This window comes from Aeromonas sp. 600886 (assembly GCF_049174935.1).
Classification (GTDB): Bacteria; Pseudomonadota; Gammaproteobacteria; order Enterobacterales; family Aeromonadaceae; genus Aeromonas; species Aeromonas veronii_A.
Window position 1 is genome coordinate 38,327 of the sequence record NZ_JAAKUB010000007.1, and the last position, 18,856, is coordinate 57,182.

Annotated in this window: 17 protein-coding genes; 11 read left to right on the forward strand and 6 right to left on the reverse strand. The window is 60.2% G+C overall.

Annotated features, from left to right (window positions below; translation table 11 throughout):
* Positions 1-39 precede the first annotated feature (39 nt).
* The gene (locus G5179_RS07505; protein ID WP_421258136.1) at positions 40-468 is read left to right on the forward strand and encodes a hypothetical protein; all 429 of its coding nucleotides are present in this window, start codon (positions 40-42) and stop codon (positions 466-468) included.
* Positions 469-523: 55 nt separating this feature from the next.
* On the opposite strand, the gene G5179_RS07510 is transcribed toward G5179_RS07505, so the two are convergent.
* A complete protein-coding gene (locus G5179_RS07510) occupies positions 524-1,426 on the reverse strand; it encodes a LysR family transcriptional regulator (RefSeq protein ID WP_421258137.1) in 903 nt (300 codons plus the stop codon).
* A gap of 109 nt (positions 1,427-1,535) precedes the next feature.
* Here G5179_RS07510 and G5179_RS07515 point away from each other — a divergent pair, with 109 nt between their 5' ends.
* The 4 genes from G5179_RS07515 (at position 1,536) to G5179_RS07530 (ending at position 4,527) form a co-directional block, all read left to right on the forward strand.
* Positions 1,536-2,096, forward strand: coding sequence for a YceI family protein (locus G5179_RS07515; protein WP_005334411.1), 561 nt, complete (start codon positions 1,536-1,538; stop codon positions 2,094-2,096).
* A complete protein-coding gene (locus G5179_RS07520; protein ID WP_421258138.1) occupies positions 2,096-2,833 on the forward strand; it encodes a hypothetical protein in 738 nt (245 codons plus the stop codon). The genes G5179_RS07515 and G5179_RS07520 overlap by 1 nt, the downstream gene beginning before the upstream one ends.
* A gap of 182 nt (positions 2,834-3,015) precedes the next feature.
* Positions 3,016-4,140 carry an adenosylhomocysteinase gene (locus G5179_RS07525; protein WP_421252472.1) on the forward strand — a complete coding sequence of 375 codons (1,125 nt, stop codon included), beginning with the start codon at positions 3,016-3,018 and terminating at the stop codon, positions 4,138-4,140.
* A gap of 78 nt (positions 4,141-4,218) precedes the next feature.
* Positions 4,219-4,527 (forward strand): SelT/SelW/SelH family protein, encoded by a 309-nt coding sequence (locus tag G5179_RS07530; RefSeq protein WP_005344153.1) that lies wholly within the window; start codon positions 4,219-4,221, stop codon positions 4,525-4,527.
* A 114-nt stretch (positions 4,528-4,641) separates the two neighbouring features.
* Here G5179_RS07530 and G5179_RS07535 read toward each other — a convergent pair whose 3' ends face one another.
* Both G5179_RS07535 and pepT read right to left on the reverse strand, forming a co-directional pair.
* A complete protein-coding gene (locus G5179_RS07535) occupies positions 4,642-6,351 on the reverse strand; it encodes a lysophospholipid acyltransferase family protein (RefSeq protein ID WP_216951722.1) in 1,710 nt (569 codons plus the stop codon).
* Between the two features lie 213 nt (positions 6,352-6,564).
* Entirely contained in the window at positions 6,565-7,788 is a 1,224-nt protein-coding gene (pepT, locus tag G5179_RS07540) for a peptidase T (RefSeq protein ID WP_421258139.1), read from the reverse strand.
* A 1,014-nt stretch (positions 7,789-8,802) separates the two neighbouring features.
* On the opposite strand from pepT, the gene speA reads away from it, so the two are divergent.
* Positions 8,803-10,704, forward strand: a complete 1,902-nt coding sequence (speA, locus tag G5179_RS07545) for a biosynthetic arginine decarboxylase (protein WP_005344160.1) — start codon at positions 8,803-8,805, stop codon at positions 10,702-10,704.
* 271 nt (positions 10,705-10,975) lie between these two features.
* Positions 10,976-11,164, forward strand: a complete 189-nt coding sequence (locus G5179_RS07550; RefSeq protein WP_005334402.1) for a hypothetical protein — start codon at positions 10,976-10,978, stop codon at positions 11,162-11,164.
* Positions 11,165-11,244: 80 nt separating this feature from the next.
* On the opposite strand, the gene G5179_RS07555 is transcribed toward G5179_RS07550, so the two are convergent.
* From G5179_RS07555 to G5179_RS07565, 3 genes are all read right to left on the reverse strand, one after another.
* The gene (locus G5179_RS07555) at positions 11,245-11,532 is read right to left on the reverse strand and encodes a hypothetical protein (protein WP_421258140.1); all 288 of its coding nucleotides are present in this window, start codon (positions 11,530-11,532) and stop codon (positions 11,245-11,247) included.
* A gap of 267 nt (positions 11,533-11,799) precedes the next feature.
* Positions 11,800-13,806, reverse strand: coding sequence for a methyl-accepting chemotaxis protein (locus G5179_RS07560; protein WP_421258141.1), 2,007 nt, complete (start codon positions 13,804-13,806; stop codon positions 11,800-11,802).
* A 202-nt stretch (positions 13,807-14,008) separates the two neighbouring features.
* Complete coding sequence (locus G5179_RS07565) at positions 14,009-15,304, reverse strand: hypothetical protein (protein WP_421258142.1); 1,296 nt, start codon at positions 15,302-15,304, stop codon at positions 14,009-14,011.
* Positions 15,305-15,555: 251 nt separating this feature from the next.
* On the opposite strand from G5179_RS07565, the gene G5179_RS07570 reads away from it, so the two are divergent.
* From G5179_RS07570 to G5179_RS07585, 4 genes are all read left to right on the forward strand, one after another.
* Entirely contained in the window at positions 15,556-15,939 is a 384-nt protein-coding gene (locus tag G5179_RS07570) for a Rid family detoxifying hydrolase (RefSeq protein WP_005344164.1), read from the forward strand.
* 22 nt (positions 15,940-15,961) lie between these two features.
* The gene (locus G5179_RS07575; protein ID WP_421207979.1) at positions 15,962-17,251 is read left to right on the forward strand and encodes a serine dehydratase subunit alpha family protein; all 1,290 of its coding nucleotides are present in this window, start codon (positions 15,962-15,964) and stop codon (positions 17,249-17,251) included.
* Positions 17,252-17,315: 64 nt separating this feature from the next.
* Positions 17,316-17,969, forward strand: a complete 654-nt coding sequence (locus G5179_RS07580; protein WP_005334376.1) for a helix-turn-helix transcriptional regulator — start codon at positions 17,316-17,318, stop codon at positions 17,967-17,969.
* 156 nt (positions 17,970-18,125) lie between these two features.
* Positions 18,126-18,713 carry a histidine phosphatase family protein gene (locus G5179_RS07585; RefSeq protein WP_421258143.1) on the forward strand — a complete coding sequence of 196 codons (588 nt, stop codon included), beginning with the start codon at positions 18,126-18,128 and terminating at the stop codon, positions 18,711-18,713.
* Positions 18,714-18,856: the final 143 nt, after the last annotated feature.

The window sequence follows — 18,856 nt, forward strand, 5'->3', positions numbered from 1 at the left end:
ATATGCGGCGCAGTCTAGTGGAATATAACGGGTAATCCAATGACGAAAACGATTTTATTTGGTGATGGTGAGGTTCGTCAGAATCCTGTTCTGCTGGATCTCAACGCACTCTATCATCCCCCCAAGCAGCCGATGACGGCGCTGGGGATTGTCAGCGCGCTGGTGCCGTTGTTCGGTTTCGGCTGGCAGGCGATGACCCAGGACCCCGAAACCCAGCTGCGCCACGAGATCCGCAAACGGGTCAACAAGCACAAGACCGACGAGGCAAACCTCATTTTGATCCTGCAGCTGGCCGCCATGTTTGACTGCCCCGAGATTGAAGTGGCGCTCCCCTATGCCTTCAGTGAGCAGCAGTTGTCGGTGATACGCACCCGTTTGCCACGCTGGCAGTTAAGCCTCGAGCAGGAGCGTCTGCTAGCCAAGCTCCCCCCTGTTGCTGCATCCACCACCGCATCCGGCCAGCGTTAGGTTTCAAGCCGGACCAGCAGGCCGGACAGTCAGGCCGTACCCTCTGCTCTGGCAATCAGGTCGGCGCATCCCACTGTTGCGGAGCGAGATAGCGCTCCTGCACGAACTCGATAAAGCAGCGCACCTTGGCCGAGACGAAGCGGCGGTGCGGATAGACCGCATAAAGTCCCACCTCTCCCTTGTCCCACTCCGGCAGCAGGCTGACCAGCTGTCCTGACCGCAGGGCCTCCCCCACGATAAAGGTGGGCTGCAATATGATGCCCTGATCATCACAAGCGGCGCGGGTCAGCGCCACCCCGTTGTTGGCCCGCAGCGGCCCCTGTGGCCGGATGCTCTGCTGCTCGTTTCCCCGTTTGAAGTGCCACTCCGGCTGGGTCAGGGTGTAGATCAGACAGTCGTGCTGCTTGAGATCCTCGGGTTTTTCCGGTCTGCCCTTGCGTGCCAGATAGGCGGGGCTGGCGCAAAGCTCGACCCGAATGGTGGCAAGCTGGCGCGCCACCAGCGAGGAGTCGCTGAGGTGGCCGATCCGCAGCGCCAGATCGAACCCCTCTTCCACCAGCGCGACCCGCCGGTCGCTGTACTCGATATCGAGCTTGAGATCGGGGAAGCGCTGGCGAAACAGCGGCAGGGCGGGGGAGAGGTGCAGATAGCCAAAATCCATCGGCACCGAGAGCTTGAGGGTGCCGTTCGGCTGCTGGTTGTGGTGGGTCAGCTGGCTGTGGGTCTCTTCCAGCTCCGCCAGCAGGGCGAGGGAGCGCTGGTAGTAGAACTGGCCCGCTTCGGTGGGATTGACCTGACGGGTGGTGCGCGACAGCAGCCGGGTGGCGAGGGACTCCTCCAGCTGCTGCATTAGCTTGGAGGCCATGGCGACCGAGATGCCGAGCTGGTTGGCAGCCCTGGTAAAGCTCTGGCACTCCACCACCTTGATAAAGGTACGCATGGCGGCGATCTGGTCCATTTTCCATCCTCAGTAAATAATGAATTTAATAAATCACTGATTATTCATCTTCAGAACGAGGTTAGCATTTTAACCACTGATGTGAACCCCAAGATGAAGGAACGAACGGATGAAAATGACCAAGGCTCTGCTGGCCTCCTGCCTGTTTATGGCTACCCCTCTGATGGCGGCGGATTACGATGTGGATGCGGCGCACACCACGGTGCAGTTCAAGGTGGGTCACCTGGGCTTCTCCGAGCTGGTGGGTCGCTTCAACACCTTCAGCGGCACCTTCAGCATGGATGACGCCAACCCGGCGGCCGCCAAGGCGAGCTTTGAAGTGGATGCCGCCAGCGTCGACTCCAATCACGAGGCCCGCGACAAGCACCTGCGCAGTCCGGACTTCCTCGACGTGAAGCAGTATCCCAAGATGACCTTCGTCAGCTCCGCTTACGAGGGCACCAAGGATAAAGGCGTGCTGAAAGGGACCCTGACTCTGCACGGTGTCTCCAAGGAAGTGGCCTTCGATCTGGTCAAGATCGGCGAAGGCAAGGATCCCTGGGGCGGCTACCGCAGCGGCTTCAACGCCTCCACCACCATCAAGCGCAGTGACTTTGGCGTGAGCTACATGCTGCCCGGCATTCCGGACGAGATGAACATCAACCTGTTTGTCGAAGGCGTGCGCAAGTAATGGGCGCGGAACTTCTGCTGCAAACCCTGGCGGCTCCTCTGGGAGCCGCTTTGCTATCGTGGCGCTGGCCGCGACTGGGTTATCTGTGGGGCGCGCTGGCGCTCTGGCTGGTGGGCTCATTGCTCGGCGGTCTCTATGGTATTCCGGCCAAGGCGTGGCAGTGGCTGCCGCTGACCCTGCTGGTGCCCGCCATTGCGGCTCAGGTGAACGATCTGCGCGGTTCACTGCTGCTCTTTGCGGTGTTCAGTGCGCTGGTGTGGTGGCAGGGATTGGCCTCGGTACTGGCGAGCGAACCCGGGATCTGGCTGGCGCTACTGCCCGCCATCCTCTGGTTTGGCTGGAGCACCTTGCGCTGTGACAGCCGCGAAGGGCTCGGGTTTGCCCTCGGCTTTATCTGGTTGGCACTGGTGATCGGCATCGATGGCAGTCTGCTGATTGCCCAGCTGGCCGGTGCGCTGGCCGCTTTCGTCGGTTTTCGCGCCCTGCTTGCCACCTTTGTTGACATCAAGGTAGCACCCGCCGGTCTGGCGCTGGCCCTCGCCTTCGTCCAGATGCTGGCCTGGCAATATGTGGAGGTGCCGCTGCTGGTATTGCTGCCGGTCTGGTTGCTGCCGCTGCTGGAGTGGGCGTTACGTGACAAACCCTGGCCAGTGCGTTGGAGTGGGCTGATCCTGCTCGCTGCCGCGGGAACCGGGCTCAGCCTATGGTGGGTCTGGCCTGCTGCTTCTTTGTACTGATACTTGTGTGGAAAATGGTCAAATGGCGCCATTTTTGCATACCTGCTCATACTCTTGGCAGATAATGATTGAGCCCCCTATGTGTTTCAGATAAAAAGGATTTTCATTTTATTTGGACACACACAGAACCCGGCCGCGCCGGGTTCTGTTTGCCTGCTTTGCGGCACATAAGGAGGCCACAGTTGCGCAGTCAAGGATCTGAGCATCTGTTTTTTCGCCATTTCACCGGACAGGGACGTATCGATGGTCTCTGCATTCTGCTGGTCACTCACCTGCTTCCCGATCGCCCCCGTTTTATCGACGCTCTCGGTCAGATTGGACGGATTGGTGCCATTTTGCCCAAACCGAAATCGGTACACTGCCCGACCCTGGAGTGGGTATCCCAGCACTATCCGGTGCTGCCCCTCAACCGACGCTGGACCAATGAACCCGACAGCCTCATCCAGCAGATTGCGCCGCTGGTGGCCCCCCACGAGCGGTTGCTGATCCTCGATATTGGCGGTTACTTTGCCAAAACCCAGGTGATCTTGAGTGAATACTTCGGCCCCCGTTTCCTCGGGGTGGTGGAGATGACCGAGAACGGCCATCAACGCTATGAGCAGGAGGTGCTGGCGACCCCGGTGGTGTCGGTGGCACGCAGTCCCCTCAAGCAGGCCGAGGATATCCAGATTGGTTTGAGCGTGGTCTACTCCGCGGAGTCGCTGGCTCGTAATCTCAACCGTACTTTCAACGTCTGCGAAGCCGTGCTGTTTGGCTATGGCAAGGTGGGGCGCAGCATCGCCCGCGACCTGCGCTGTCGCAATCTTCATCTCGGGCTGGTGGAAACAGATGTGCTGCGACAGGTCGAAGCGCTCTCTCACGGTTTTCGCTTGATCACCAAGGCTGAAGCCTTGAGCCGCGCCGAGCTGGTGATCTGCTCTACCGGCAACGGCTCGCTGGATTTGGCGGATCTGCAGGCGCTGCGCCCCGGCACCATGGTCGCCTCGGTCACCTCGGCCGATGACGAGTTTGCCTTCTCGCTGGCCCAGTTGCCGTGGCCGAGCGAAGAGGTGTGCCCCCATGTGCTGGCCCTCAACCGGCCGGATGGTACCCAGATCTACCTGCTCAACCGGGGCGAGGCGGTCAACTTCGTCCATGGCGCCGTGATTGGCGAATATGTCTATCTGGTGCTGGCGGAGATCATGGAAGGGATCCGGATGCTGGCGGCAGGCCCTCTTGCTCCCGGCCTGTTCGAGCTGCCAGAATCGGCGATGCGTACCATTGCCCGCCATTGGCTGGCCGATTTTCATGGGGTTGATCAGCGCTGATTTGACCGAACCGGGATTGGCCATTGGGTGGCGGTACGCCATTTCCCGCCATTGGCCGCTTTTTTTATGGAGTCACTCATGACCGAGTCTGAAACCCTGATCAGCAAACCCCGCATCGAAATCCGCTACTGCACCCTCTGTCGCTGGATGCTGCGCGCCGCCTGGCTGGCGCAGGAGCTGCTTTCCACCTTTGACAGCGATCTGGGGGAGGTGGCGCTGGTGCCGGCCAGCAAGGGGGAGTTCCGCATTCTGGTGAACGGGGTGCAGGTGTGGGATCGGGTGGTCGATGACGGCTTCCCCGAGGCCAAGGAGATCAAGCAGCGGGTGCGCGATGTTATCGCCCCTGAGCGGGATCTCGGCCACTCGGATCGCAAGGCGGCCGAGTAACGCCAGATGGGCCGAGCGCCTCGAAAAGGTGCTGAGCATGAGAGCTAAAGGAGAGGGAGGCGATGGCCTCTCTCTCCTTTTTTGCCTTTGGCTGTTTGCCTGGCGCCTGCAGGGCTATGAGCGCGGCTCGGCCAGATGACTGCCGATATAGCGGGCCCGCTTGTGGGGCTTGATGCGGCTCACATCGACCCACACCAGCCCGTCGATGCAGTGGTTGAAGTCGGGGTCGATACCAAAGTCCATAAACTGCACCCCGCCCGGCTCGCACAGCTCGGAGTACTGCTTGTAGAGGGTGGGGATGGCGCAGCCCAGATTGTCGAGACGGGCCTTGAGTGCTTTGAGATCGGCGCCGTAATCCACCCCTTCGAACAGAGGCTGCGTCTCGGGGTAGGGACGGCGGGAGGGGGCCAGCGCCAGCTCGGGGGCAAAGTGCTGGCGGTAGAAGCTCACCAGCAGATCCTTGGCCGCCGGCGGCAGGCTGCCGGAGAGCGACACCGGGCCAAACAGGTAGCGGTAGCGGGGATAGCGGGCCAGATAGGCACCGATGCCGAACCAGAGATAATCGAGCCCCCGCTTGCCCCAGTAGGCGGGCTGGATAAAGCTGCGGCCAAGCTCGATGGCCTGCTCCAGCCGGGGCAGCAACTTATCCTCAAAGCCGAACAGGGTGTGGCTGTAGAGGCCATCCTTCCCCTTGCTGGCCAGCAGCTCCGCCACCGGGGCAAAGCGGTAGGCGCCGATAATGTCGAGTCGGGCCGGATCCCAGAGGATCAGGTGGTGATAGTCGTTGTCAAAACCATCGAGATCCCGCCGCTTGCCAGACCCTTCCCCCACTGCGCGAAAGGCGATCTCCCGCAGTCGCCCCAGCTCGCGCAGGATCACCGAGTGGCTCAGTTCGTGGCGGCGGTAGAGGTAGATCCCCTGACCATCCGGGGTGGTGCCGAGCTGTTCGCAGCTTTCGATGGCCTGTTTGAGCTGGCGGCGATCCCCCGGCAGGGCGATGGGGGCCTCGGTCTGCAGCCGTCCCGCCTTGCCACGGCCAATCCGGTAGAGGTGGTTGCGCACCAGCCGCGCCGCCGTCTTGGCGGGCAGCTCCTGAAAACTGCCGAGCGGAATGCGCGCTCCTATGGTCACCGGCAGGGTCTGCCCCTGCTGGCGAAACAGCTGGCGCACCAGCAATAGGGCGGAGGCGGGCTTGTTGAGCCAGGAGGCGAGATAGAACCAGAGGCTGTTGCGCCCTCCCAGATGGATGGGCACCAGCGGGGTGCGGGTGCGCTGGGCCAGCTTGATAAAGCCTGCCTGCCAGGGGCCATCTTTCACCCCCTTGAGGCCAAGCCGCGAGACTTCGCCTGCGGGGAAGATCACCAGTGCCCCTTCATGGGCGAGGTGTTCGTTCATGGCGAGGATGGCCTGTCGATCGGTCTTGCCCTCCATATTGTCCACCGGCAATAGCAAAGGGCGCAGCGGCGCGAGCTGGGCCAGCAGCTGGTTGGCGACGATCTTCACATCGGGGCGGATGCGGCCGAGCAGTTGCAGCAGCGCTAGTCCGTCCAGCGAGCCGATGGGGTGGTTGGCGACTAGAATGACCCGGCCGCTGGCGGGAATATGCTCCAGCTGCGCCTCGCTGACCCGATAGTCGAAATCGAGCTGGGTCAGCGCCTGCTCGACAAAGTCGAGGCCGCGCAGGTGCGGGTAGCGGGCGGCAAAGTCGGCAAAGGCACGTTCGTTGAGCAGCCAGCCCAGCAGCCGCTTTAACAGCGGGGTAAGCAGGGGGTAGCCAAGCAGGCGGGGGAAGTGCTGGGTCAGCAGGGTATCGATAGTGAACATCTGGGGGGCTCCGGCGATCCGTTGCTCCCAGCATGATGTGACACTGTTCCCGCGACATGTCAGCGGGATGACAATTTGATGGCAGCGGCGGCCAGTTGCTCCTGAGCGACCCTCCCCGGTTTCCCTTTCTTGATGGGTGATGGCCAGATAGCAAGGGGGGAGCCGGTTAACCGGCTCCCCCCCTCGGTGGTCGTGGTAAGGATAGCGACTCGATTAGCCGCGCCAAGCCGCGGTGAGGCGCACCAGCTCCACCAGGGTGGCGACCGATTTCTCCATGGATTGCAGCGGGATGAACTCGTGCTTGCCGTGGAAGTTGTGGCCTCCGGTGAAGAGGTTGGGGCAGGGCAGACCCATAAAGGAGAGACGGGCGCCATCGGTACCGCCGCGAATGGGCTTGATCTTCGGCACCACGTCGGCGGCCTCCATGGCGGCCTTGGCGAGCTCGACGATATGCATGTGCGGCTCGATCTGGCTGCGCATGTTACGGTAGCTGTCGGTCAGGGTCAGCTCGATGCGGGCCTTCGGATACTCGGCCTGCAGGGCGGCCACCCGGTTCTGCATCTCGGCTTTGCGCGCGGCGAAGTGCTCGTCGTCGAAGTCACGGATGATGTAGTGCAGGGTGCTCTCCTCCACGGTGCCGCTCATCTGGGCCAGATGGAAGAAGCCCTCATACCCGTCGGTGCACTCCGGGGTCTCGTCGGCTGGCATGGCGGCGTGGAAGCGGGCGGCCAGGGTTTGGCTGTTGATCATGCTCCCCTTGGCGGTGCCGGGGTGGACGTTATTGCCGATAAAACGAACCCTGGCGCTGGCGGCGTTGAAATTTTCATACTCCAGCTCGCCCAGTTCGCCGCCATCCACGGTATAGGCCCACTTGACCGGGAATCTCTCCAGCGGGAACAGGTTGGCGCCACGGCCAATCTCCTCATCCGGAGTAAAGCCGACCCAAATATCGCCGCGGGGGATCTCGGGGTGGGCCTGCAGGTGGTCGATGGTAGTGAGGATCTCGGCGATGCCCGCCTTGTCGTCGGCACCAAGCAGGGTGGTGCCGTCGGTGGTGATGAGATCCTGACCCAGGTAGTTTTTCAGGAAGCGGTAGTCACGAATGGCGAGCACCTCGTCACCCTTGCCAAGGCAGATGTCGCCGCCCTGATAGTTTTCGATGATTTGCGGTACTACGTGCTCCGCCTCGTAGTCGGCGGTGTCCATGTGGGCAATCAGGCCGATAGCGGGGGCGTCCGGCTGGTTGCCCGGCAGGCAGCCGGTGAGGTAGCCGTGCTCATCCAGGGTGACCCGGGTTAGCCCCAGCGCCTTCATCTCTTCTTGCAGGGCACGGGCAAAGATCAGTTGGCCTTCGCTGCTGGGGCAGGCTGGATTGGTCTCATCGGAGCGGGTATGAAAAGTTACGTAACGCAGAAAACGCTCAAGCAGGGTATCCATTAGTCAGCCTCTAACCGATTGTGAGCGGTCATTGTGGCCAATCCGTGCGGGGCACTCATTGCGTCAGCGCAGGTTTTTCCCATTTTTTGACGCAAGGGAAGAGCGGCGAATGTGCGGCGCGCGGGGCAACGTCCGGGAGGGAGATCGCATAAATGTGACATTTATTGCGATATTTAGGCGCTGGCGGTGGTGGCCAAATTCCCCTCAGCGACCGTACAGCAAGGCGTCAGCCCAATCATGACGTTTTCACACACTTTTCAAGGGGAAACCGGGCTGTCGCATAACCTGCGCCATCCCAGAGCCCGCCTGCCCGCCAGCAAGATTTGATCGACTTATTAAAAGGGGATTTTGAACACTATTTTTTATTGTCACTGCCCGCGGTAAGTGTGTACACTCCGCGCCGATCCAAGGGCAACCCTGAAGCAGGCAGAGCCGCCAGAAACCCGACCGATCATACGCCTATAGGGCGAGGCACGCAGAAACGACAGACACTGCTGGGGAATGGTTTCTTTAATACCGGTTAGGCTCCGGTATCAGGGAGAACAACAGACTCTCATCCTTCATTTGACCGAGTGGGCCACCGGCTCATCATCTTCCCTTGTCATGGGCGGTCACTGACGGTGAGGTGGGCTGTGGTTGTTGTCGTCTATCAACACGCATGCGTGCTGGCGCCTTCGCTTCTCTTCCTTGGAACCCTCTCCTTCTGTCGGGATCGCTGCCGAATGATGAACTGACGGCGTGGCTGATGTCGTCTGTCATCAAAGTACCGCGGCGCTACGGCATAGTGGCACCGCATACCGTTGAGCTTGATGTAAAGCCACCAGCCCCACATCAAGACTCGTTACTTCCCCAAGATCCACCAGGCAGCCTCTGGCTTGCCGCGATGTGCAAAGGGTTGGTTTGGGTGGCTGCGTCTCGTGATGGCAGCGCTCGCCGTACTCTGCACTAGATGGTCTGGATGTGATTGAGGGTAACGAAGGCGACTTTGGGTCGCTCATTTGCGAGGCATAGCCCATGACTAACTGGTCCAGCAAGGACTCCTTGAAGGTCTACAACGTTCCCTACTGGGGTGCGGGTTTTTTCAATATCAATGACGCCGGTCATGTGACCGTCGCCCCCGACAAATCACGCCCTGACGCGCATATCGTGCTCTCTGACGCCATCGAACAGTTGCGTCAGTCCGGGCTGACCACCCCCGTGTTGCTGCGCTTCCCTGACATCCTCAAGAGTCGGGTCGATGCGCTGTTCAACGCCTTTGGTCAGGCCATCGAGAAGTCAGGCTATGAAGGGGACTACCTCTGCGTTTACCCGATCAAGGTAAACCAGCAGCGTCGTGTCATCGAGACCATCAGCCAGTCCTACAGCGACAAGCCCCGGCTTGGCCTGGAAGCTGGTTCCAAACCGGAACTGCTGGCCGTGCTGTCCCATCACCATGAGCAAGGCTCGGTGATCGTCTGCAACGGTTACAAAGACCGCGAATATATCCGCCACGCCCTCTTGGGCAACCTGATGGGCCACAAGGTCTACATCGTGGTGGAGAAGCCCTCCGAACTGGAAATGGTGCTGGACGAGTCAGCTCGTCTCAACATCAAGCCCAACATCGGGGTGCGTGCCAAGCTCGCTTCCACCGGCTCCGGCATGTGGGAATCGAGCGGTGGCTCCATGTCCAAATTTGGTCTCTCCGCCTCCCAGATCCTGGCGCTGATCGAACGTCTGCGCGGGCTGGGCAAGCTGGATTGCCTGCAACTGCTGCACTTCCATCTGGGCTCCCAGATCGCTAATATCCGCGACATTCAGGGCGGCATACGCGAGTGCGGCCGTTTCTACGCTGAACTGCGTCGCCTCGGTGCCAACATCGAAGTTGTGGACGTCGGTGGCGGCCTGGGGGTGGACTACGAGGGAACCCGTTCCCAGAGCCACTGCTCCGCCAACTACAGCCTCTCCGAGTACGCCAACAACGTGGTATGGGGCATCGGCGATGTCTGCCGCGAGTTCGATCTGCCGCACCCGACCATCATCAGCGAGTCTGGCCGTGCCCTGACCGCCCACCACGCCGTGCTGGTCACCAATATCATTGGTGCCGAAGGGGTGGAGATGAACGACATCAGCGCGCCGGACGAAGATGCACCGACCATTCTGCAGAACATGTGGAAAGGCTGGCTGGATCTGCGCAGCGAAGATCCCTCCCTGCTGGAGATCTTCCATGACTCGGTGGCAGATTTGGGTGACGTGAATACCCAGTACACCATGGGCCTCTTGAACCTTGAACAGCGTGCCTGGGCCGAGATGCTGCACCAGAACACCTGTCTGGCACTCAAAGAGATGCTCAACCCGGTCAACCGCAACCACCGTGCGCTGGCTGACGAGCTGAGTGAAAAGCTGGCGGACAAGTGCTTTGCCAACTTCTCACTGTTCCAGTCCCTGCCGGATGCCTGGGGTATCGGTCAGGTATTCCCGGTGATGCCGCTGGCCGGTCTCGATCGTCCGCTTAGCCGTCGCGGTATCCTGATGGATATCACCTGTGACTCCGACGGTCAGGTCGAGCACTATGTCGACGGTCTGGGGGTCGAGAGCACCCTGCCAATGCCGGTCTACGGCGAGAACGAAGAGTGCCACGTTGGCTTCTTCCTGGTCGGTGCCTATCAGGAGATCCTGGGCGACCTGCACAACCTGTTCGGTGACACCCACTGCGCGGAAGTGTGGCTGGACGAAGAGGGCAAGATGGACATTCGCAACGTGGTGCGTGGCGACACCGTCGACCAGCTGCTGCGTTACGTCAACATCGACCCGTCCGTGATCCGCGAGAACTACCAGCGGATCGCCGCTCACCCGGCGCTGGACGATGCCACTCGCAAAGCCCTGCTCGACGAGCTGGAGCTGGGCTTGCAAGGCTACGCCTATCTGGAAGACGAATAAGCCTTCTGTTTGCCCCTCGCTTTTGAGGGAAAATGAAAAACGGCGCCTGCGGGCGCCGTTTTTGTTACCGGGGGCCATCCGGCGATTTGACGGGGCACTCGGCCCGTCTTCATTCGGATAACCTATGGTGGCTCGGGGCATCCGCAGGCCACAGATCTGGCAGATATCAGTCCCTTTCAGCTGCTTCCCTTGATCTGCATCAAGCTTGAACCTCGGTGGTTATTTTACGGTCAGGAGTGATGTTGATGGGATGTAACAAAAGGATGTGCATATGGAACTGAAAAGGGACCCGAGATGCTATACCGACGTCTGTATCGACGGTAAGTGGTATCACTACGACCACTGCAGCACCAACGTCTATATGCTGATGGGGGGCGCTGCGCCGAGCCTTCAGCTGGCCTATGAGCCGAGCAGCGAAGAGGAGCTGATCGAGATGCTCCAGCAGCTGGGGCGCTTCTGACTTACCGAATTGATGTCTTGCCATATGGCCATCGGGCGCGTTGCCACGATGGCCACCACTCTTCACCGCGGTGCCTTATCTCAGCGGGTTTTATTGCCCAATAACCCCTTGCCAATCTCCAGCATGGCGACGGCCGCGGCGTAGCTGCTATCGGACTTGCCTATCTCATCCGCTACATAGAGAAAATTGGATTGGTACTTCTCGACGGCCTCCCGTGGAGTGGTCGCGTCAATAAAGTCCTCCTCCACCTCGAATCCTTGGGTCAGCAGGGCCGCCTTTTCATTCAGAAAAGTCGGAGATGCCATGTCGATAAAGGTGTATTGCTGCCGATTGGACGCCGGAATGGTAAAAAACTGGTATCTGGCCATAGGTAAATCCTCGCTTGAAGCGGGTGATAGATGACGTGACGCTGGGTTTAATCTGTGGCTCGCAGGCGGCTTGCTTGCCTCGACGTCGCAGACCGTGCGTGTCGGGAACGCCGCACTTTGTTTTCGTTCGAGACTACTTTGTTGGCATCTGCCCGGCAAGTGGGTCGCAGAGATTTTCTGGATGATCCGAGCAACCGAGATGTTGTGGGCAGGGGCGAGACCGGGATAATGCCGGGCTCACGTTGAGCCCGGCTTGTCAGCGCTCTGTTACAGCACGAAGCTCTGTACCATGGCGCGCAGCTGTTCGGTGAGCTGGTGGATCTGGCGGGCGGCATCGCGGGCGGCGCTGGCCACTTGCAGCGCCTCGTCACTGCCATCGGAGATGCGCACCACGTTGCGTTCGATCTCGTTGACCACTGCGCCCTGCTGCTCGATGGCGCTGGCGATGATGGCGTTGGTATCGACCATCCGATCCACCTTCTCGGTGATGGCGCCGAAAGCCTGTTTTGCCTCCTGCGCCAGCCCGACCCCCTCCTGCGCTTCATGGCTGGCCGCCGACATGGCGGTGACCGAGGCGCGGGCGCCGGATTGCAGCTGTTCAATCATCTGCTGGATCTCGACGGTAGCCCCCTGGGTGCGGTTGGCAAGAGACCGCACCTCGTCGGCCACCACCGCAAAGCCGCGACCCTGCTCACCAGCCCGGGCCGCTTCGATGGCAGCGTTGAGGGCCAGCAGGTTGGTCTGTTCGGCGATGCTGCGGATCACGCTGATGACGCCGCCAATCTGGCTGCACTGCTGTTCCAGCTGGCCTATGGTGTCGGCGGTACGCAGCACCTCGCGGTTGATATGGTCGATTGCCTTGATGGTTCGTTCCACCACATCCTCGCCCTGACCGACCACGTTCTGCGCCTCCTGGGTCATGCGGGCGGCTTGCAGGGCGTTGCCCGCCATGTCTTGTGAGGTGGCGGCCAGCTCCTTGATGGCGGTGGCGACCTGATGGGTCTCCCCTTGCTGATCGGCAATGACCTCCTGTGAGCGGCAGGTACGCGCTTCGATCTCGGTGGCGCTCTCCACTACTGTGACGCCATTTTCACGCACTCGCAGCATCAGGGTGCGCAGGGTCTCCAGGGTCACGTTGTAATCCCGGCTGATGGCGGCCAGCTCGTCCTGACCGACGATCTCGATATGCTGGCTGAGATCCTGGGCGTTGACCCGAGCGGCAATATCACGCACCCGCCCTACGGTGTCGCGCAGGGAGAGATAGGCGCCGATCATCAGGTAGAGGTAGAGCAGCAAGCTGATGGTCAGCGGCGCGGTGACCCACCAGAAGTGGCGCTGGTTGGCGGTCAGCCGCTGATGCAGGTCGGCCTCCAGCCGCTGGCGTACCTGGCCTGCCAGCGCGGTGATGGCCTCGTCCATTTTATCCCCCAGCGCTTGCACCTCCTTGGTGGAGAGCTGCACCAGCTGATCCTTCATCATCTTGTTTTCCATGGTCTCGACCCCCTGACGCACCAGCTGTATCAGAGCATCGGTCTGCTGACCCAGCTCGGCGCGGTATGCCGGTTCCATCTGGTATAGCAGGGTCAGATCGGCCTCCAGCTCTTGCAGAGTGGCGCTGATCAGGTCAAGACGAAAACGCAGGCCGCTGTAGCCCTCGGCCTGAAACAGGCCGAAATCGGCGATGGTGGCGGCACGATCCCGCACCTGAGCCAGCAGGTCGCGCAGCTGCGGCAACCGCTCGCTGGCGAGGATCACCATGTAGTAGGTACCGAGCGCCGGATCCTGAATAAGGCTGCTGGCAGCGGTAATGTGCTTGTAGAGGTGGCGCACCTCGGTCAACAGCTTGTCGTGGCGCAGGTTGCTCTGCTCCACTTCCAGCTTGCCCGCTTCACTCTGCAGGGCGGCCCAGCCCTGCTGGATCACCTCAAAGGAGGGGTTGTTCTGGCGGGTGTCGGCAAAGGCTTGCAGGCTCTGATCAACGGCTTGTGCGGCTGCCTTGACCTGATCATCTCCGACCGGATCCACTTCATAGGCATGACGGGTTACCAGATTGCGATGGGTGAGCAGGGCTTGCTCGATAGCGGGCACGGGGGCGAGATTGACCACTCCCGCCAGCTCGCGGTTGGCCTGGACGTTGTCATCCTGCAGCCGCCCCAGCAGATTGGTCATGCTGTAGGTCAGTGGCAGCAGCATCAGGCAGGACCAGAGCAGGAATTTGTATTTGAAGGAGAGCTGATTGCCCAGCCGGATGGCGGGGTTGAAAATCCATTTCATGTTAAGCCTCGATACCTGAGTGCGGGCGTGAGTCGTGTTGCCTGAATAGTACTCCGAGCGGCCTCTCTTGGGTGATGGCCGGTTGCAAGTTGTGATCCCCTTGGCTTTTTACTTCCGGGCGGGGCGCCGTCAGCCGCACCAATAGAAAACGGGCCACCCGAAGGTGACCCGTGGTCGATAAGGGGATATCCGCCTGCAACCGTCAGTTGAACGCCAGGAAGGGCGAGACGCAGAGCAGCAGGCCGGTGACGATGATGATGTAAAGAGAAGTGCCCTTGTACTTGTGCAGCGCCGGTACCTGATAGACCAGATAGGCCGGTATGAGGCAACCCACCATGCCGAAGATGGGGCTGCAAATGGAGGTGAAGCTCAGCACCGGGGCGTTGAGCACGATGGCACCCCAGGAGAGCATGACGGTAAACACCATGATCCCTTTGCCTACCAATCCTTTGTTGATGCGGTTTTCCGGCATGACGCGACGCAGCAGGTTCATCGCCAGACCCTGACAGGCTTCACGAAAGCCCAGATAGACGCCGAAGTAGGCGGTCATTACCGCAAAGATGTTGAGGGTGAGGCTCAGGAGCTTGAGGGTCTGGCCGGGCATCCCCTGGGCTACCATCGCCAGCGCGGAGATGTTCTCTTGAGAGGCTTTGACCGCCTGATCATGGCCCATGGCCAGAGTGAAGGAGACCGCGTAGAAGAACACCACCACAAACAGGATGCCGAAGGCGATATTCATGGCGCGCATCGCCTTGAAGCGGGCCACTTCCAGCGACTTTTCCCGCGAGCGGTAGGAGATCACCATGGGGCTCAGGCTCTGGATAAAGAGGATAGAGGTGAGGGTAAAGGGCAGCATGATGATGGCATCCTTCATCCAGTCACCGGCGGCGGGCATGGCGGTGATGTTGGCCGTATCCCACTTGTCCACCATCATCAGGCCGAGCACGGCCACCACGCTGATCTTGGTCAGCACCATAAAGGTGGAGATCTTGAACAGCAGGTTTTCGCCGCGCGAGGCCAGTGCCACCAGACCGCAGATCAGCACCAGACCGTAGAGCGGGTTTTCGGAGAGCAGGCCATCGGTGACACCGAAGCTCTGCAGGAAGGAGGCGCTGTCATTGGTGATGGCGGTGGAGTAGACGAAGACCCAGATCACCAGCATCACGAAGTAGAGGGCGCCGAGCAGCACACCCCAGTTCTTGCCAAGGTAGCCGGTGATGACGCTGGGGTAATCCTTGCACTCCGGCGAGGTGGCCAGGGTGTTGATAAAGAGGCGCTGGAACATGTACATGGCGGGGTAGCCGATCACTGCCGAGAGCAGAAAGACCCACAAACCCATCAGACCCACCTGTACCGGCAGGAAGACGATCCCCGCGCCGATGGCCATGCCGATGCTCATGATGATCCAGCCCCAGTCGGTGCTGTCGAAGCGAACCGCTTCTTTCCATTCCAGCGTGCCCATCACGGGGCTGGCGAGTGTAGTGCTATGCGCGTCCATTAAAACCTTCTTTTTTGTAGGGATGTGGGAAAGCGGCGCAAATATAGTTGAATGAAACTGTCATAAACAATGCCCATAAGAGCACTTTTGTTCAAATCAGGATGGTGATCACGGTTTATATTGAGGCCGAAAGGTGCCTTTAAACGCCATTTTTGTATCTTTTTGTTGAATGGATGAAATAAAAAGCAAATAATGTTGAACGAAATGAGATTCATGATTGCAAAAAAAATTGCACAAACAGGAGTGGCTATATGAAACGCATCATCACAGCAGCAGCGGCACCTGACGCTATCGGTCCCTACAGCCACGGCACTGCCTATGGCGACCTCATCTTTACTTCCGGTCAGTTGCCGGTTTGCAAGCAACAGGGTGGTGTGGTGGAAGGGGGAATTGCCGCCCAGACCCGCCAGTCACTGGAAAACCTGAAATCCGTGCTGGAAGCTGCTGGCGGCTCGCTGGATACCGTGCTCAAAACCACCTGCTACCTCGCCGAGATCAGCGATTTTGCCGCGTTCAACGAGGTCTATAAAGCCTATTTCCAGAAAGATTGTCCGGCACGCAGCTGCTTCGCAGTGAAGGATCTGCCGATGGGCGTCAAGGTTGAAGTGGAAGCGATCGCCCATATCGCTCGTTAATGCTGATAAAAAGGTTCAAGTGATGAAACAAGCGTGGCAGCAGTATCTGCAGATTATTCAACAGGTTGTCAAACCAGCGCTGGGTTGTACCGAGCCAATCGCCGCCGCCTATGCCGCAGCGGTCGCCACCCGGCAACTGGGCTGTGAGCCCGGTCGCCTCGAGGTTGCGGTGTCGGACAATCTCTATAAAAACTCGATGGGTGTCTATGTGCCGGGCACCGGCAAGATCGGTCTGGCTATTGCGGCTGCGGCCGGAGCCATCGGTGGCAACGCCGATGCCGGGCTGGAGGTGCTGGCCGCGATCCAGCCAGAACAGGTGGATCGTGCCCAGCAGCTGATCGATGCTGGCAAGGTGCAGGTGAGCCGCACCGCCGCCCCCGAGTTTATCTTCTGCCGCGTGACCGTTTATGGCACGGATGAACATGGTGAAGAGCACAGCGCCGAAGTGACCCTGTGTGGCGGTCATACCCGCATCGTCGAGCAGCGCCGCGATGGCGAGGTGACCTTCACCGCCGATCAGAGCCAGAGCGGTGCCACCGGTTCCATCTGCGACGGGGTCGATATCAGCATCGCTGCCATCTACGAGTTCGCCACCCGGGTGGAGTTCGAGCAGATCAAGTTCATCCTCAAAGCTTCCGAGCTTAACGGCAAGCTCTCCGCCGAGGGGATGAACAACCCCTATGGCCTGGAGATTGGCCGCACCATGCAGCAGAACATCAATGCCGGTCTTATCGGCGAGGATGTGATGAACCGCATCGTGATGATGACGGCGGCGGCCTCCGATGCCCGCATGGGGGGGGCGACCCTGCCAGCCATGAGCAACTTCGGCAGCGGCAACCAGGGCATTGCCGCCACCATTCCGGTGATGGTAATTGCCGAGCGCTTTGCGGCCAGCGAAGAGCAGCTGGCTCGCGCCCTCATCATGAGCCATCTGGGCGCCATCTATATCAAGTCCCACTATCCGCCGCTGTCGGCCTTCTGTGGCAATACCGTGACCAGCGCGGCCGCCTCCATGGCCATGGTCTATCTGGCGGGCGGCAGCTTCGAGCAATCCTGCTTCGCCATCCAGAACGTGCTGAGCGACAGTGCCGGTATGGTATGTGACGGGGCGAAAGCCTCCTGCGCCATGAAGGTGAGTACCTCCTCCGGCGCGGCGGTGCGCGGCTTCCTGATGGCCCTCAACAGTCACTCGGTGTCGGGGCAGGGGATCGTTGCCGGCGACGTGGATCAGACCATCCGCAACGTCGGCCAGATGGTGAAGGAGGGCATGTCTGCCACAGACAGCACCATTATTGATATCATGTCCGCCTGATGTCCCTGTCGGTTGCTGCCCGGCGCCTATTGTCCGGCAGCAACCCTTGCAAGAAGGTCCCATTGTGAAGCTGCAAGAGTTGAGTCCGAGCGATTTTGAGATCCTCAAGTCGATGGAGAACATTGTGGACGGCATCGCCGCCATGTATGGCCAGCACACCGAGGTGCTGCTCCACAGTCTGGATGCGCGCAATCCCTCGATCGTCAAGATTGCCAACGGCCATATCACCGGCCGCAGTGTCGGCGCCCCCATCACCAACCTGGCGATGATGAAGCTCAAGAGCGGGCAGGATATCTCCAGCCCCTACATGACCAAGTGCGCCACCGGCAAGACCCTGCGCTCCATCACCACCGTGATCCGCAACGGGGAGCACAGGGCCATCGGGTTGCTCTGCATCAACAGCGACATGGATGCCCCGTTGCAATCCGTGCTACGGACCATGATGCCGGAGTGCATGCACCCCCATGAGAGCCATGCCACCCCGGAGGTGTTCGCCCGCAACATCGACGAAGCGCTCAACAGCACTATCGACACCGTCAGTGCCGAGGTGCGTGGCAACGAGGCGGTGCCTCCGTCCCAGAAGACTCGGGTTATAGTCAACCAGCTGCACGACATGGGGATCTTCGAGTTAAAAGACAGTGCCCAGATTGCGGCGCGCCAGCTCGGGATCTCGGTCCACTCCATCTACCGCTATCTGCGGGAGATCAAGAAGGGCTGAGCCGATACACTCTGGCCAAATTGGCAGCAAACGGGTCAGCCTTGACCCGTTTTTTACGCCCGCTTTAGCCTCTCTATTTGGACCATCCTTCGGGCTCATCTGCTATCATCATCCCCCCTTGTATTTTTCTATCTCTCTGAACGTGCTGGAGAAATCATGTCTCGACTCATCTATCTGCTGCGCCACGGCCAGACCCGCTTCAATGCCGAGCAGCGTCTGCAGGGGCGTTGCAACTCCGATCTGACCGACAAGGGTGAGGCGCAAGCCATCGCCATGGGGCGGCGGCTTGCCGCCGAACTGGCGGATCCCGCCCGCTGGATCGTCTATGCCAGCCCGCTCGGGCGTGCCCGTCAGACTGCGCTGCTGGTGTGCGAGCAGTTGGGACTGACGGCAGATCGCATCGTCTGGGACGATCGCTTGATGGAGCTGGGGATGGGGGAGTGGGAGAGTTGCCAGATCCCGGCGCTGCGGCTCGCTCATCCCGAGCTCGATACCGGCAAAGGGGACTGGTATCTGCAGGCACCGGGGGCCGAGAGCTTCGAGAGCATTCAGCGCCGGGCACACCTGTGGTTGCAGGATCCCGCGCTCGTCGAGCGGGCCATCGTCATCACCCACGGTCTGCTCGGTGCCATGCTGCGTGGCGTCTATGCCGATCTCGACTATGAGGCGACCTGGTCACAGGAGTTGCCGCAAGATGCCTTCTATAAGCTGCAGGATGGCCACATCACCCGCATTGCCTGCTAATTGCCGTGAGATGGCACCATGGCATGGACCATGATTGCCACCTTCGGATGCCCATTTTTGCCGCAGTTCAACACATCAGAGCACCTTATCGCGGCAAGATGAGGTATCTTATGCCCCGATTTCATCCATTAAACGGATCCGAG